This window comes from Synechocystis sp. CACIAM 05 (genome assembly GCF_010222815.1).
Lineage (GTDB): Bacteria > Cyanobacteriota > Cyanobacteriia > Cyanobacteriales > Microcystaceae > Synechocystis.
The window spans coordinates 1,368,866-1,384,521 of the sequence record NZ_CP019225.1; the positions used below are offsets into that span (position 1 = coordinate 1,368,866).

At 41.7% G+C, this 15,656-nt stretch carries 15 protein-coding genes; 6 read left to right on the forward strand and 9 right to left on the reverse strand.

Annotated features, from left to right (window positions below; translation table 11 throughout):
* Positions 1-86: 86 nt before the first annotated feature.
* Positions 87-329, reverse strand: coding sequence for an HNH endonuclease (locus tag BWK47_RS06535; protein ID WP_162328042.1), 243 nt, complete (start codon positions 327-329; stop codon positions 87-89).
* A gap of 113 nt (positions 330-442) precedes the next feature.
* Between BWK47_RS06535 and BWK47_RS06540 the strand changes: the two genes are divergently transcribed.
* The 4 genes from BWK47_RS06540 to lptC all read left to right on the forward strand — a co-directional run bounded on the left by BWK47_RS06540 (position 443) and on the right by lptC (position 5,229).
* The gene (locus tag BWK47_RS06540) at positions 443-2,881 is read left to right on the forward strand and encodes a dynamin-like GTPase family protein (protein WP_162328043.1); all 2,439 of its coding nucleotides are present in this window, start codon (positions 443-445) and stop codon (positions 2,879-2,881) included.
* 63 nt (positions 2,882-2,944) lie between these two features.
* Positions 2,945-3,376: a KGK domain-containing protein gene (locus tag BWK47_RS06545; RefSeq protein ID WP_162328044.1), complete on the forward strand. Its 432-nt coding sequence runs from the start codon at positions 2,945-2,947 to the stop codon at positions 3,374-3,376.
* A 10-nt stretch (positions 3,377-3,386) separates the two neighbouring features.
* Complete coding sequence (locus tag BWK47_RS06550; RefSeq protein WP_162328045.1) at positions 3,387-3,683, forward strand: KGK domain-containing protein; 297 nt, start codon at positions 3,387-3,389, stop codon at positions 3,681-3,683.
* Positions 3,684-4,035: 352 nt separating this feature from the next.
* The gene (gene lptC / locus BWK47_RS06555) at positions 4,036-5,229 is read left to right on the forward strand and encodes an LPS export ABC transporter periplasmic protein LptC (protein ID WP_237269892.1); all 1,194 of its coding nucleotides are present in this window, start codon (positions 4,036-4,038) and stop codon (positions 5,227-5,229) included.
* A 168-nt stretch (positions 5,230-5,397) separates the two neighbouring features.
* Here the strand turns inward: lptC and mutS are convergent, their stop codons facing one another.
* Positions 5,398-8,034 carry a DNA mismatch repair protein MutS gene (gene mutS / locus BWK47_RS06560; RefSeq protein ID WP_237269893.1) on the reverse strand — a complete coding sequence of 879 codons (2,637 nt, stop codon included), beginning with the start codon at positions 8,032-8,034 and terminating at the stop codon, positions 5,398-5,400.
* A 525-nt stretch (positions 8,035-8,559) separates the two neighbouring features.
* Here mutS and BWK47_RS06565 point away from each other — a divergent pair.
* A complete protein-coding gene (locus tag BWK47_RS06565) occupies positions 8,560-9,339 on the forward strand; it encodes a hypothetical protein (RefSeq protein ID WP_162328047.1) in 780 nt (259 codons plus the stop codon).
* A 163-nt stretch (positions 9,340-9,502) separates the two neighbouring features.
* Here the strand turns inward: BWK47_RS06565 and BWK47_RS06570 are convergent, their stop codons facing one another.
* The 7 genes from BWK47_RS06570 to BWK47_RS06600 all read right to left on the reverse strand — a co-directional run bounded on the left by BWK47_RS06570 (position 9,503) and on the right by BWK47_RS06600 (position 14,596).
* A complete protein-coding gene (locus BWK47_RS06570; RefSeq protein ID WP_162328048.1) occupies positions 9,503-10,552 on the reverse strand; it encodes a DMT family transporter in 1,050 nt (349 codons plus the stop codon).
* A gap of 3 nt (positions 10,553-10,555) precedes the next feature.
* Positions 10,556-10,909, reverse strand: a complete 354-nt coding sequence (locus BWK47_RS06575; RefSeq protein WP_237269895.1) for a cupin domain-containing protein — start codon at positions 10,907-10,909, stop codon at positions 10,556-10,558.
* Between the two features lie 16 nt (positions 10,910-10,925).
* The gene (locus BWK47_RS06580) at positions 10,926-11,633 is read right to left on the reverse strand and encodes a DUF4079 domain-containing protein (protein WP_162328050.1); all 708 of its coding nucleotides are present in this window, start codon (positions 11,631-11,633) and stop codon (positions 10,926-10,928) included.
* Between the two features lie 90 nt (positions 11,634-11,723).
* Complete coding sequence (locus tag BWK47_RS06585; RefSeq protein ID WP_162328051.1) at positions 11,724-12,731, reverse strand: adenylate/guanylate cyclase domain-containing protein; 1,008 nt, start codon at positions 12,729-12,731, stop codon at positions 11,724-11,726.
* Positions 12,732-12,926: 195 nt separating this feature from the next.
* Positions 12,927-13,409 (reverse strand): hypothetical protein, encoded by a 483-nt coding sequence (locus BWK47_RS06590; RefSeq protein ID WP_162328052.1) that lies wholly within the window; start codon positions 13,407-13,409, stop codon positions 12,927-12,929.
* Positions 13,410-13,443: 34 nt separating this feature from the next.
* Positions 13,444-14,100 (reverse strand): peroxiredoxin-like family protein, encoded by a 657-nt coding sequence (locus tag BWK47_RS06595; RefSeq protein ID WP_162328053.1) that lies wholly within the window; start codon positions 14,098-14,100, stop codon positions 13,444-13,446.
* 79 nt (positions 14,101-14,179) lie between these two features.
* The gene (locus BWK47_RS06600) at positions 14,180-14,596 is read right to left on the reverse strand and encodes a hypothetical protein (RefSeq protein WP_162328054.1); all 417 of its coding nucleotides are present in this window, start codon (positions 14,594-14,596) and stop codon (positions 14,180-14,182) included.
* A 72-nt stretch (positions 14,597-14,668) separates the two neighbouring features.
* Between BWK47_RS06600 and BWK47_RS06605 the strand changes: the two genes are divergently transcribed.
* Positions 14,669-15,577, forward strand: coding sequence for a LysR family transcriptional regulator (locus BWK47_RS06605; protein ID WP_162328055.1), 909 nt, complete (start codon positions 14,669-14,671; stop codon positions 15,575-15,577).
* The last annotated feature ends 79 nt before the right edge of the window (positions 15,578-15,656 follow it).

Genomic DNA, 15,656 nt, shown 5'->3' on the forward strand with positions numbered 1-15,656 from the left:
AAAAGCAATAAACCCAAGAGCTGGAGTTGGCAACCACACTCAAGCACAACAGGCTAATCAATTTTGTCGATCTTGATCATTGATGCTTAGCAATGGCGACGACGAAAGCGGGGATCAAACTTAGCTCCTTTACTGCCATTACAACTCTGACAAAGAGTTTGCAGATTACTCATGTCATTACTACCGCCCCTTGCCAAAGGAATAATGTGATCTACCTGTAAAGCCGTTTCATTGTGACTACAACCACAAGCTCGACAACGGTAATTATCCCTTCGGAAAACATACTCACGAACGGCGGCAGGGATGGGAATACGGGGCGTTTTTTCCATGGGAGTGGCACAAGAAACAAGGAAAATATCAATTTTTGTAAAGTCGAAGTCAACGGCCAATTAGTTTGAGCATAGCCTTGTATTAGAGCGATTTCTCCACTAACGAGGCTTCCATGTCCAAGATTGCGCCCCAATGTCAGAATCTCCGTGAGCAAGTTAATCAGTTAATCGAGCTTCTGCGCCAGGAACCCACACTCCGCAGTCAGCAGGACACCAGCATTGTGGAAACGGCCTTAGGAAAGGCACTGTCCCCCCGGTTTGAAATTGTTTTTGCCGGGGCTTTTAGTGCCGGTAAGTCCATGCTGATCAATGCGTTGTTGGAGCGGGAATTACTTTATAGTGCAGAAGGTCACGCCACGGGGACAGAATGTCATATTGAATATGCTAACGCCAATGAAGAAAGGGTAGTGTTAACTTTTTTGAGTGAAGCGGAAATTCGTCAGCAGGCTTTGATTTTAGCAAAATATCTCAATGTCAATGTGGGGGATTTAAATATTAATCAACCTGAAGCAGTGAAGGTGGTTAGTCAATATTGTCAGAAAATAATTGCAGAAGAAGGGGGAGAAAATAAGTCAGAACGAGCCAAACAAGCCAATGCTCTACATTTACTACTAATAGGATTTGAGCAAAATCGAGAAAGGATTAATACTGTACAAAATTCCACGTATTCTATGGATCAGTTAAATTTTTCTAGTTTAGCTGAAGCGGCAGGTTATGCGAGGCGGGGAGCCAATAGTGCGGTGCTTAAACGATTGGACTATTTTTGTAATCACTCATTATTAAAAGATGGCAATGTCTTGGTGGATTTGCCGGGGATTGATGCCCCAGTTAAAGAAGATGCGGAAAGAGCTTACCGTAAAATTGAAAGCCCGGATACCTCAGCAGTGATCTGTGTGCTTAAACCAGCAGCAGCAGGAGATATGAGTGCAGAAGAAACACAATTATTAGAACGCATCAGCAAAAATCCTGGCATCCGAGATCGGGTATTTTATGTGTTTAATCGCATTGACGATACTTGGTACAATACTCAACTGCGACAACGGCTAGAGGGTTTAATTCAGTCGCAATTTCGGGATAATTCTAGGGTCTATAAAACCAGTGGTTTACTTGGTTTTTATGGTAGCCAAGTTAAGCAGACTAATAGTAGTACCCGTTTTGGCTTGGACTCAATTTTTGCCACCATGATCAAAGGTTTTGATGGAGAGGAAGAAACACCACAATTTGTTAGCGAATTTAATAACTACTGTGCTAATTCTGGTAAGTTATTATCCACTGCTTTCCGGGTCTCGGTCAATGGTTATGAAACATCTAATGAAAATTATGTCAGAATTTTAAGTGAATGGGGAATACCATTAGTTGATCAACTAATCCATGACAGCGGAATTGAATCTTTTCGTTCCGGCATTGGCCTTTATTTAGCAGAAGAAAAATATCCTGAACTATTTGCAACTCTAGCTAATGATTTACAACCGCTATGTATTGCTCTACGACAATTTTATCTAGAAAATTATCGGCAGTTAGATAGTCAGCCCCGGGAAATTGCCGCGATGAAAGCTCAGGAATTGACTTTGCTTAATCAAGAAATGCAAAATCTGGGTATTGAGTTCAAAAAATATATGAGTGCTCAAATTAATGATGTAGTTATCGGCAATGATCGGGAGTTTGACCAAGATTTTACTAAATTAAAAGCAAGGATGGTGGCTCGATTAGATGAGTTGTTAAAAACTTTTTCGGTAATGAATGCTTATAGGCGAGCAACGGAAAGTCATCCCCGTAATTCCACAGCTCCTTTTATTGCGGTTTTGGTGGAGGCTTTATATTATCTTGCCAATGAATTGGAAGATGCTTTCATAGAAGCTATTCATGAGTTAGTTAAAAATTTCTTTCAACGATTAGGTGATCGCCTACGAAAAGTGGATTGTTACCATCAAGTTTATCGTTTGATTGGCAATGATGGCGGTATTGAGCAACTATTACGACGGGCGGAGGAAGATATAACTAAAGCCTTGGTCAATGAAGCTCGAACGGAATGTGATCGTTATGTGCGGGAAAGTCCCCGATTTTATGATGAAGGTACTTTTTCCATTTATCAATTCCGGCAAACTCTCCAGCAAACTTCCCAAGGTTATGATGCCCAGGCGATCGTGGAAGCGGAACCAGCTATTAAGGAGTTGCTAAAACTAGATTTTGAACCTAAAGTTTTCAATACTGTACGGAAAAATTTCCGACAAACCGTCAATAATACCCTAAAAACCCATCTGCTACCAATGGCAGAAGAACAAGCCCAAATAATTTTAGAACAGTATGATGTGGCAAGAAAATATCGTGAGCAAACGTTGGAACAGGATGCCGAAGAAAAAATTGCTCGCAATTCCCGTTTACAATCGGAGATTAAACAGAAAATCGATCTTTACCAAACGAGTATTGTTAGCATTAATGAATGTTTAAAAGCCATGCAAATTTTTGAGCAGTTACCTGTTATTTCCAAGGTCGATTTCGTTACACCTGTAGCTGAAGTAAATAATAATGATGTTGAACAAGAACTCCAATAGTTCTTAAAATCAACTTATGATAGGATAAAAATGGCTTTTGAAATTTAGTAAATTTGAATAATCATGATACAAGTCAAACTTAATAAATACTTGGCTGTGCTCAATCAAAATACAGTAATAAACTGTTTTGAGAATGGCTCTCTTTATAAGTTGTCAACTCTTATTGATAAAATTTTTAATGTACTAAATAACTGCTCATGGACTTATCAAGAAGAAAGACACTCTTACGGTAAGCCAAAGTCTGAATATGATAGCTTTACTGAGATTCTTTTGCTGTATTTAAAAAAAGAGAAAGATGTGCCTATTAACAGTAAAGTTTTTTCAGAAGAAGGCATAGAAGGTGAAGTATTAAATACTAAATCTGGGGAATGGATGCAAGGAAAAGTCAGAGCCAAGGTGATCTTTGAACTGGAATTTATTCCCGATGAAAATAATTTTGACATATACGAATCTCCTCTCGATGAAATTCGTCGAGAAATAGAACAAAATAGCTGAGGATTTTACCATGGACAAGAGACAATTACTTAACCCTGAAGATGTAGTTTCAGTAACTGACTCTGACAAAATATGTATTAATCATAAAACTTTTACTGTTCAAGAATTACTAGGAGCCTTTTTTACAAAATGGTTTAATAGTGATATAGGCAAAAGGTGGTTATTTGAAGGTGCAGAGTGCCAATATCTTGCCCCTGGTAAGCTATGGAAAAAAGGAAAAATTAAAATAAGCCTTGAATTTATTCCCGATGAAGCGGAATCACCTCTCGATGAAATTCGTCGAGAAATGACCGAAAATCAATCTTAAAAAATTTAGGGATAAAATCAGGGGGTTGAAATATTAATAAACTGAGCTTAAAGAGAGAAATAACAAGCGTTTTTAAACTCTCAATTATGACTCACCATACTCCTGTAAAAAGCTGAGGAAGTCGGCCGGAGCTAATCGGGCATCTGGGCCAGGGAGTGGGGCAATAGAGCCAGGATGGTTACCATGGGATTATTTTAGCTAACCCGCAACAACTCTAATTATGGCGATCGCCTAGAATAGAAAACTGAAAGCGGCAATGGAGCCTGAAAATCCCTAACAGTTTTTCCCTGGGAATCGGTTTGCTGAAAAAAGCCTAATTTAATCATTTATTTTCAAATAATCTCGTTAAACTTTGCTAACTTCACTTTTTTTGCCCCTACGTCGTTGCTCCTCCGTTTTATGGGGGGGATTACTCCTCAGCACATTGATGTTAAGCAGTTGTGCACCGCCCGATCCCCTAGAACAAAAAAGTCAGCCCCCACCGCCCAAGGAAGAAAGTAGCCTCACCCTCAACAATGCCACCCTAGAGCAAGCCAATGCTAAGGGGCAAACTGTCTGGAAAATTCAGGTGGAGGAAGCTCGGTATAGCGTTGATGGGAAGAATGCCACCCTAGTGAACGTGAAAGGGGATTTTTACGAAAATGGCAAAGTGGTGCTCCAGGTGAAGGCGGACAAAGGGGAAATTATTGAAGACGGCAAAGCGTTGTTCCTGCGGGAAAACATTGTTGCCCTTGACCCCCGTAATAAGGCAGTGTTGCGGGCCCAGGAAGTGGAGTGGCAAACGGAATCTAGCATTCTCACTGCTCGGCAAAATTTGAAAGGGGAACACCCTGATTTGACCGTGACCGCCAAGGAAGGACGCTACGAAACGAAGGAAGAAAGGCTGATTGTGTCCGGCGATGTGGTGGCGGTGACAGAACACAATACCAAAGACCAAAATCAGCCCAAGGACCCCCGTCGCTTGGAACTCAAAACCGACAGAATCACCTGGGAAATTAAAAACAATCGGGTTTTTGGCGATCGCCCGTTGACCCTAGTGCGCTTTGTGGATAAAACTGCCACCGATGAAGTGAAAAGTAACCAAGCAGAATTGTTGCTGAAACAACAGTTGGTACATTTAGCAGGCTTAAATCAATTTAAATCCGTTGAACCGCCGTTGCAAATTGCTGCCGAACCCATTAGTTGGTCTTACCTAAACCGCTTTGTCTCCACCGATAATCCCATCACTATTGTGGATTATAAACAACAAATTACTGTGCGCGGCAACCGGGGAGCAGTCAATCTAGCCGACGGGATAGCTAAACTAGAGCAGGGCACTAATACTACGAGCCAAGAACAACAATCCCAACTGTATGCCGATGAGTTAACTTACAATTTTGGTCCCCAAACGTTGCAGGCAAAAGGAAATATTATCTATGAACAACAAAAAGGAGTGAAATTTAACCTCACAGGGGATTTAGCCCAGGGATCTTTACCGGATAATAATGTGGTGGTAACTAGTACTAGCCCGGAAAGAGTAGTGACGGAAATTTTTCCTAATCAATAAAGCTAGTTATTAACTAAGCAAATTCCTAACGTTTACAACTCTAAGAGTCTATTTTAAAAGCCCCTCTGGACGCCTAAATTTGGAGTAAAACTGAGTTAAAGTCCCCCATTATTGCCGGAGCTTTAGTGAGGAGATTTAGGGGGCAGAATGAAACTTTTCAAACACGTTCTAAAAGCCAAAAATGTCTAACTGTTTAGCTTGATCTTCCGTTGTTTCACCAGCCGTTTGACTAGCCATCACTTTACCTCGATTGCCCTTGCGTAAACCGACAGCAATTTTACTGTGCTTTTCAATCTGGGCCATCACCTGCCGGGCCCTGGTAATCACTGAACTAGGCAATCCCGCTAAACGCCCCGCTTCAATGCCATAGGATTTATCCGCTCCCCCTGGTGTTACTTGGTGTAAAAAGATAATTTCTTCTGGCAATTCTTTTACTGTCACTTGAAAGTTAGCCACATTTTCCAGCAAAGAAGCTAACTCGTTTAATTCATGGTAATGGGTAGCAAAAATTGTCCGGGCTTGGATTTCCCCCGCTAGATATTCCGCCACCGACCAGGCGATCGCCAAACCGTCAAAGGTGGCCGTACCCCGACCAATTTCATCCAATAAAACCAAAGATTTAGCGGTGGCATGGTTAAGAATATTGGCAGTTTCATTCATTTCCACCATAAAAGTTGACTGCCCCGTAGCTAGATCATCCACAGCTCCCACCCGGGTGAAAATACGGTCACAAATGCTCAGGGTAGCGGTCTTAGCAGGAATAAAACTACCGGTTTGGGCCATTAACTGTATTAAGCCAACTTGACGCAAATAACAACTTTTGCCACTGGCATTGGGCCCAGTTAAAATTACTAAATCAGGATGCCAATGGTCGTGGCCCAATTGGGTGTCGTTAGCAACAAAAAAACCTGCCCCAAGGGATTGTTCCACCACTGGATGGCGACCTGCTTCAATGTCAATTAAGCCTGGTTCCATTTGCATAATGGGACGGCAATAACCCTGATACACAGCCACTTCTGCTAGACCTGCCAACACATCGATCGCCGCTACGGCCTTGGCTACGTCCCGAATTGGTTGGGCTTTTTCCGCCACTGTGGCCCGCACTTCAGTAAAAATTTCATACTCCAATTGATTCAAGTCAGCTTGGGCGGTGAGAATACGGGTTTCCCGCTCCTTTAATTCCGGTGTAATGTATCTTTCTTCATTGACTAAAGTTTGTTTACGAATATAGTTTTCTGGAGCCTGTTCTGATTTACTACGGGGCAGACTTAAATAATAACCAAAGGCTTTGTTATAACCAACTTTAAGATTAGCAATACCAGTTTTTTCTCGCTCTGTTACTTCTAAATTAGCTAACCATTGATTATCATCTTCCAAACTTTGACGCATTTCATCCAACGTCGGGTTAACACCACTACGAATTAAATTGCCTTCCCGAATATGTAAGGGGGGATTTTCCACAATGTGGGCTAACACATATTTGCCCAATTCTTCCAACTCCGGCGGCACTGTCTGTAGGGCTTTTAAATAGGGACTATGGCCTTCCTGGGCCAATTCAGCTAAATCCGTCAACCGCACCAATGAAGATGCTAAGCCATACACATCCCTAGCACTGGCGGTGTTAGCCCCAATTCGCCCCGTTAACCGTTCCAAATCGTAAATTTGCCGGAGCAATTGCCGTAAATCCTGACGCAAAGCGGGGTGATGGTACAACTCTTGGATGGTATCCTGGCGAGCTTGGATACCTTTGAGATCCAATAGGGGTTGCAATAGCCAACGCCGCAAAGCCCGACTACCCATGGTGGTACTGGTGCGATCTAAAGCCCAGAGCAGGGAACCATGGAAACTACCATCCCGCACAGTTTGGTTAATTTCCAAGTTGCGTCGGGTTTGGTGATCCAAAACCAAAAAATCGGTTAAGCCATAGGTTTTTAATGGTTGAATGGGTACCACATGGGCTTTTTGGGTATCTTCGATATATTCCAGCAATCCCCCCGCTGCCCGGATTGCTAGGGGTAAACCTTCACAGCCCATGCCCTCCAAAGATTTAACTCGAAAAGTGGTTAGTAATCTCTGTTTTGCTTCCACCAAGGAAAAGGGCGCTTGGGAACGGAGAGAATAACAAAAACTGGTGGGTAATTGTTTCGGGATATGTTCTGACGGTTCCCCGGGACGCAAAATATTGCGAATGTCCGGTGCTGAGGTCGGAATCAATACCTCCGAAGGTTGTAGTCTTAATAACTCCACCGCCAGGTCATCCAAGTTACTAGACTGACAAGTGAAAAATTCCCCCGTGGAAATGTCCGCATGGGCCAGGCCCCATTTATCGTCCACCATGGCGATCGCCGCCAGGAAATTATTCCGCTTGGCTGGGAGCATACTGTCATCGGTCAAAGTGCCGGGGGTAAGCAACTTTGTTACTTGCCGTTCCACCATGCGTTTTTCTGCCTGGGCTTCCGCTGCATCCTCCACCTGGTCACAGATGGCCACGGCGTAACCCTTTTCCACCAACTGCCGGGCGTAACGGTCCAAGGCGTGGTGGGGCACCCCCGTCATGGCCACCCGGCCGATTTCCTTGCCCCCTTCCTTGCTAGTTAAAATCAGTTCCAATTCCCGGGCAATGATCACCGCATCTTGGAAAAAACACTCAAAAAAATCCCCCACCCGATACAGCAACAAGGCCCCTTGATACTGTTCCTTAACCTCCGTGTAGTGCTGGAACATCGGCGTCAACTTCTGGCGATCGAGGGTGCGATAGTCCCGTTGGGGTTCTTTAACAGTGCCGAGGATCGGAGTATCAGTCATGGAAAGGGAAAATTCTGTGGAGAGACCCTCCATTGTAAAAGATTTGCTTAAGAGAAAATCTATGAGATTATCAAGCTAAACAACGATCATCTAGAAACTCATGACGGGGTACACCGGTAGAGTAGCGATTCGAATTAGGCAGGTAGAATGATAGTGAGTGACACCCGAAATAAAGAGCCATCAAGGTCTTTATCACATCTACCCATTCTGTTATCAATCTCAGATTTTAGGGCTCCTTTCGCTAAGAGTCTCATGAAATAGGCATTTCGCCAGGATATATGTTGGAAAAAATGGTTCACAAAGAAAATTTATCAAAAAGCTGTAGCTTTTCCCCCGTGAAGGTTTCAATCAATCACTATTTTCGTATTATTATTGATCAAATACATTAGGCTAAACTAATTAAGAATGCAATTCACTAGCTAGATGATTCAGCATAATACGATCCAAATTTCGTACCGCAAGTTTAAAATACTAATTTTACGAAATTGCAATCAATTTAGATCTGAGTTTTAAACTTTATACTCTATGGATAACCCCCGTTCTTTATATGGACGTAACGGTCCTCTATCATATGATGAGTGCCCTGTGCCCATCTCCCCTGAAACTCTTGCTAGTACTCTTGCAGAGCTTGCAGATTTGCGGGGGCTAGATAGTGTTTCTCTGGCACTGCGCTCCCATGGGGTTATTATCACTCTCAAAAACTACGATAATTGGGACGGTGGTATATGGACATGGTTAATAGAAGTGCAAATGCCAGCAAGAGACTGGGCTAGGTTTAATGGATCAGAAGAACGAACTAAAATTGAGGAAGAGCTTACTGAACTAACTAAGTCTATTATTGCCAACGATGCTCATGAGTTTATTGTTCAGCTTCTAGTAAAACCGATTACACCGTTCAAAAGCTTGACAAATCAAGGGCGCGCACATTCTTCCAATACAGCACATATAGAGCATGAAGGACTGCTGTTTAGATCCCAACCAGAAGTTCTGCTATTTATTGCTCTACGTGAGACGGGCTTGCCCGTGATGCCGTTACCTGTAGTAACATCTAACCAACCACGCTTCAAACGGATTGAACCTGATTTTATTCTCATTTGTCAGGGCATGACGTTTGTTGTTGAAGTAGACGGAGATCGCTGGCACCAAGAATCCCCAGCGGCAGCACAAGAACGCTTATCTCACCTGGAAGATGAAGGGGTAAGGATTATTCGTGTATCTGCTGAGAGCTGCAAATCAAGCAATTCTGCAAAGGAAACTGCAAAGACAATCTTGTCGAAAATTGAACGACTGTTGAAGAGTCGCTAGCTTCAAAATGTTATGCCTTAATAATTTCAAGGAAACTGCTAGCTCAGTACCAATATCTGCTTTGCTAATTTGTAGCGCATCAGAAAGTTTGATCGTAATTTCCATAGGTTAACTTCTTCAATTAAGAGTCTTTATTAGAGAGCTCGATTTTAAGAAAGGTTGCCTAAACTCCTCTAAAGCCAACATTCGTATCAATTACTTCCCTGGAATTTAAGAGCTTTGAAGCTTGCTTATTTTTTGCTGTTTTCAGATTATCAATAAAACTTAGTATTGCCCCCAACAACAACAAGATTCCGCCTAAATACTGAGCGTTTGTGGGCGTTTCCAGCAAGATTAGATAGGCAAAAATAATTGCTAAAATAGGAGTTACTAGACTTGCTAAGTTAATTTGAATAAAACTTGCATTTTTGAGACCGGCTAACCAAGCCACTTGACCAACAACGACAATAATAGCACCATAAATTAACATCCATTGCCATAAAATGGGAGAAGAAACATCCATAAAATGGTCAAATCCGTAAAGAATAACTGCTATCCAAAAAAACACAAAAGTTCCCAGCAAACTACGATAAACAGTAAAAATACCTACGGGAATGGATTGTAATTGTTGCTTACTCAAAATTGTTGTGATTGCTGAAATAAAAGCGGCGATCGCCACAAAGCTTTCCCCCAAGCCAAAATCGAAATTGACCAACGTATCAAGGGGATCAGCAACCCCCCAAAAAACCGTAACAGCGACTCCGACAAAAGAAATTAAGGTCGCCACCATGCTTAACCAATTAACTGATACTTTTAGCAATAAGATACTTAAAATTAAGGTAAAGACTGGTTCCAGCCGTCCAATTAAAACCACATTAGTTACATTAGTTTTTTCTAAAGCACTGAACATTAATCCAGGGGCGATCGCCCTTGAGAAAACAGCTGTAATAGTCAAAAGTAACCAATCTTTTCGGGTTAATTTTCTTAATTTATGAAATTGCCAATCAGGGTAAAAAATTAAGATCATTAAACCCAAGGCGCATAAATTACCAACAAAGAGGACATTACAGAAGGAAATAGGATTCCGACCGTTGATCTCATACGTTTTACCCAATTCGATAATACGACTAGTTACAGGATTGGCAGCCGAAAAAATAACAACAGCAAGGGCAAGATAAATTGGACTAGGAACTTGTTTGAGAAAAGTCTGAAAGCCAGAAAAAACAGGTTTCATTTACTATGCTGATTCCTTTTGATAGCCAATGTGGGGAGCCGAATAGATAGAAACAAAAATCGCATTTTCCCGACCATGGTTAATGGCCCCATGAACTTGATTTTTCTCGGCGATCGCCACATCTCCTTGGCGCAAAATTTGAGTTTGTCCATCTCCCAAACAGTAAGTTAAAGTACCTTTGAGCATTACCCAGGTATCCTGACCATCGGGATGGGAATGGGGCTGAACAATCTGCTGAGGCTGAACACCCCAAATCGCAATACTAGAGTTTTCCGTCTCGATTATCGACGTTACCGTTGCCCCTTGCTCCGAAAAACAAGCAATTTGCTCTAGTCCAAAAATTCGTTGGTTATCCATTGCAATAATCCTCTCTTTATTTGAACTGAGGACAGGTTTTAGCGACGGAATCACATTGATAAATATAAGGCTTTTGCCAATGAAGTGGAATTTCCAGCAAATCCCTTGCCCCAGTTATGCCCTGACCAATAAAGAGCAATAAAGCGAAACTATTAATAATAATGTGGGCATTACGCCAACGATTTCGACGATCTTGATAAATATCTTGAATCGTAGCCACTGAAAAAATCATTAACAGCGCGGCTAAAATTCCATAGTAAAAATGAGAAATAAACCATTCATGCCCTCGACGATAAATTTCAGGCTGACTCCCTAACAACACTAATCCCATACCCGTCAAAGTGGCAAAGATCCCCCGCCAAATTCTTATTTTTGCTCGAAAAAGAAAGACAAAAGAAGTAATGCTTAAAATGAACAGGACAATGATAAAGACAACCCGAAAAGGCTCTTCAGAAATTAGGTTTTTATTAATAAACTTGGAAAAAATGGGATAGGCTAACCCTAAAAAAGTAACCCCCACCACCGCCATACTAAGATATCTTCCGATCGCCACGTGTTCGCCGCCAACGATGGGAGGAATTTTACTTTTCTCCCCCACTTTCATCGCTAAACGCCTTTCCCTGGTGAGCAAAGCACGGTTAAGCACAATGCCCAACAGAGGAAAAACCACAACCACGGCGATCGCCGGATGTAACAAAGACCAGGTATCTTGAAAATCCATCATAAAAATTAATCCCCGAGTTTATTAAACAATTTTTAAATAATTTAAGACTAAATATTTAAATTCTCTTTTTCCAGCAGAAAAAGGGATATTTTAAGAAGATTTTAGCCAAGAACCTGCAAATTTTTTAACAAATGTCAGAAGCCGTTGACGACGTGGAACAACCTCAACATCTTCGATAATGGGGGGAGTGCCTTGCATTGCCAAAATTTCATAGGCTTGCAGAGCAGTTTCTTTTTCTTTGAGGATGATTTGATTGCCTACCCTTGCCTGGTTCTTAATTACTTGATAAACATCTTGGGAAACTAATAGTTGTGTTCCTTTTAGTTTGTTTGCTGATTCGAGAAGATTGACAATGGCGGCCACCTCACCTAGGGGCGTTAATAGGGTAGATTGCGCCGCCACCAATGGAACAAAAACAACACTTCCAGAATGAATCCCCATACTTAAATTCAAGGGGCGATAGCGCATTTGGTTTAATAAGGTATTTAATTCTTGAACCGATTTAAACATTTCCAAGGCGGCCCAAGTTGCCCTTTCTGTGGCAGAAATATCAAACTCCTTAAGACCAAAAGCAACTAACATTTTTCGTCCCATGACGTTGGAAATTGTCCCTCCATATTTTTCAATGATTTTTTGCATTTGACTGAAATAGCGTCCCATAACATAGACAATATCGTAGGGAAAATTAACTTCATCAAAATTAGTTGCCCCACGAATATTAGCCATTAATAGGGCAACATTGCGCTCAGTATTGATTGCCCCCGTAGTTAGTTGATGATCAATTAAATCTATATCGCCCTCATCCAATACTAAACGACGGATAGTTGCTGAATTTGATAGTTTTGTTTGACACGCTAGACGGACGTGAAAGGGAAAATCTAATTTTTTAGCAAGGGCTTGTTCGATACTGGTAGGAGGACTGCAATTTTTTATACCATCTAGAACCATAATGCGGCAGGTTGAGCAATTGGCTTTCCCACCGCACACACTTATATGGGCAATATCACCCTTTAAAAGAGCGTCCAAAATAGTCTCGTTTGAGTCAATTTCCAGTAGTCGATTGTCGGGCAAACAGATAAGAATCGGCACTTTATTCACATTTGAATCTCTTAAATTTCCAGCAAGTCAGTGCTTTTTGATTACTTAAGTTAACCCATTGATTAGCAAAACATAATCAATGGATTAGGCTAATTAATAGACATTGCAGATCGAAGAAATAAAAACAAAATTGGTTATAAGTTTTGCTGGTTATATCCTAATTTTGCAACGCCTAGGATTAAATTATTACTAATCTTAACCTTGCTCTTTCAAGCGAACCATTGCCGAACCAATGGGAATATCTCCATCGACACCCTCTAGCTTAGTGGTGACACGATAAAGAACCCGTCCCCCCATTCGTGACATATCAATCCCCGATAATTGCAGTCTGACATAAGTATTAGCCTCAACCGGTTGGTTAAAGTCGATGGTTACTCCCCCAGGGGACACTTTTGTGGTGGTGGGAATTTCCCTGCCATTAGGATCAAAAGCTTTGACATCAATGGAACGCCCCATGTCAATGGGTAAACTAATGGTGGCCGATTCTAAGGAAAATCCGGTAACGGCTAGGGTGACGTAGTGCATATTGCCGGCGGCTCCCACAAAACCAGAATCCGTGACAAAGGGAGTGGTAAAACGCATTACCATTTGGGCTTGGGCTGGGAAATTAGCCAAGGGCAACAGAGCTACAGAAATAGCTAAAGCAGACAAAGAACTAACAAGGGGACGAATATTCATAGCGTTAAATTCCTTAAATTAGGAAAAAAATTAGTCAATTGCCAACAAAAAGAGACAGTAAAATGGCAATGGCATCCTCAGGTTCGTAGCGAACACGAAAGTCCACATTGATGTAAGCTAGGGCGATGTGACCACGGCAATCAATTACAAATGTGGCCGGTACGGGTAATAGCCATTCTTCAGTGCCATTGTGCTCAGGAATAACACAGCCCGATTGTAAATAAATTTGCTTAACAGCATCGGGAACGGTAAAAACTAATCCATAATCCTGAGCTGTTTGAAAACCACTGTCGCTGAGGAGATCGTAAGTCAAATCATGACGATCAATGGTTTTTTGAGAAGCAACTAGAGTTTGGGGAGAAATAGCCAGAATTGTCCCTCCCAATGCCCTAATTTTATTAACAACCTTTTGATAAGCGCGCAATTCTAAACCACAATAGGGACACCAGTAACCTCGAAAAAACTTAAGTAATACGGGACCAGTCTTTAATTGTTCGGAGAGAATGATCGTTTCTCCTTTGGTATTCTTCAGGGTAAAGTCTGGGGCAAAATCTCCTATTCTTAATAGTCTTCGATTTCTAAATTCCTCACTCAGACCTTGAATAAAATCAGAAAAAATAGCAGCTCTTTCAGGTGAAGACCTTTTCAAAGATTCTTGCTGGAACTTGTATAATTCAATTTGTAAATTCACAATCTTTCCGGAGATAGCTGGAGGCTATAACCCATCATATCCCCTAAAGATTGCCCTAATTGAACAAATTCCCGGAGATCTACTTGACTTCACTGGCGGGAAACATGGCGACCCGGCCTCCTTTTACTGCCACAACTACGTCGTAGGTTGCACAATAGGAAAAGGTAACATCGTTCTTTTTACTGTACAGATTGACAACCATTCCAGCGCCCCCCGGTTGCACTCCTAATGGTTCTAGATCACCGTAAAAAAATCGCCTCAATTGGTCTCCACTGCCTGTTTTTCCTTTGCTGGCGATAATAAGTTCGATCTGTTCTTGGCTTGCCGAAGGGGGAGCGGCGATCGCCGTACTTTGAGTTTGGGGTAGAAAACTGTGAAAGGCCACATCTCCTAGGCCAATCATGCCAGCCAGAATAAGGGGGGTTAGCAAAGAACTAACGGTTTTTAGTCTTAACATCGAGTTTTTAGGAATGGGAATTATTGATTGAGATATCATTGCCTGTTTTTTTTTCGATGGGAAGCCGGCAAAATAGAATATGCCATATGCCAGATTGGAATAGGTATTGCGATGGATCGTCTTGCTTGTATGCAGAGCTTTGTTCGAGCAATTGAAATGAATAGCTTTTCCGCCGCCGCGAGGGAGCAACAAACAACTCAACCAACTATCAGTAAACAAATTGCCGCCTTGGAAAAATATCTGGGGGTACGGTTAATCACTCGCTCCACTACCAAACTAAATTTGACAGAGGAAGGGAAACAATATTATCAATACTGTCAACAAATTTTAGAAACAGTTGCGGAAGCTGAAGCAAGTTTAGAAGGTAAAGAAAAAGCCGTTGGCACCTTACGGCTGGGTTGTTCAGTCCTATTCGGCGAAATGCAAATTGTGCCCCGCTTAAGCCTGTTTATCGCCCGTTATCCCCAGGTCAAAATAGATTTAATGATGGCCGACTATTTTGTTGATATGGTGCAGGAAGGACTAGATCTTGCTATTCGTATTGGAAATCATCAAGATAAGGCTCTAATTAGTGAAAGAATTGGTATTACTCGTCGTGTAACAGTCGCCAGTACCAGTTATTTTGAAAAATCAGGGGAACCGAAAACACCAGAGGAATTGACCAGACACAACTGTATTGTATACACATCCTTATCCACCATTAATGAATGGCATTTTCATGGAAAAAATGGAGTCATTGCAATCAATGTTAAAGGTAGTTTTCAAACCAATAGCTCTGTTGCTGTGCGAGCCGCAGTTTTATCAGGTTTAGGCATTGCAATTGCTCCCATCTGGATGTTTGGTGACGATATTTACCAGGGGAATCTTAAAGTTGTTTTACAGGACTATCAACCCATCCCTTTTCCCATTTATGCGGTCTATCGTCGCAGTCGCTTTTATCCTGCCAAAGTTCATTGCTTTATTGATTTTTTGCGGGAAGAATTTAAGCTAGATCCCTGGGTTTCTGATTATGGTGTCTAGAGCCCATTTATAAAGTCTTGTAATGGATAGCAAGTAGGAGAAGAAAAAAAGGAAAACTAAGAGTTAAGAGCAGAAGGAG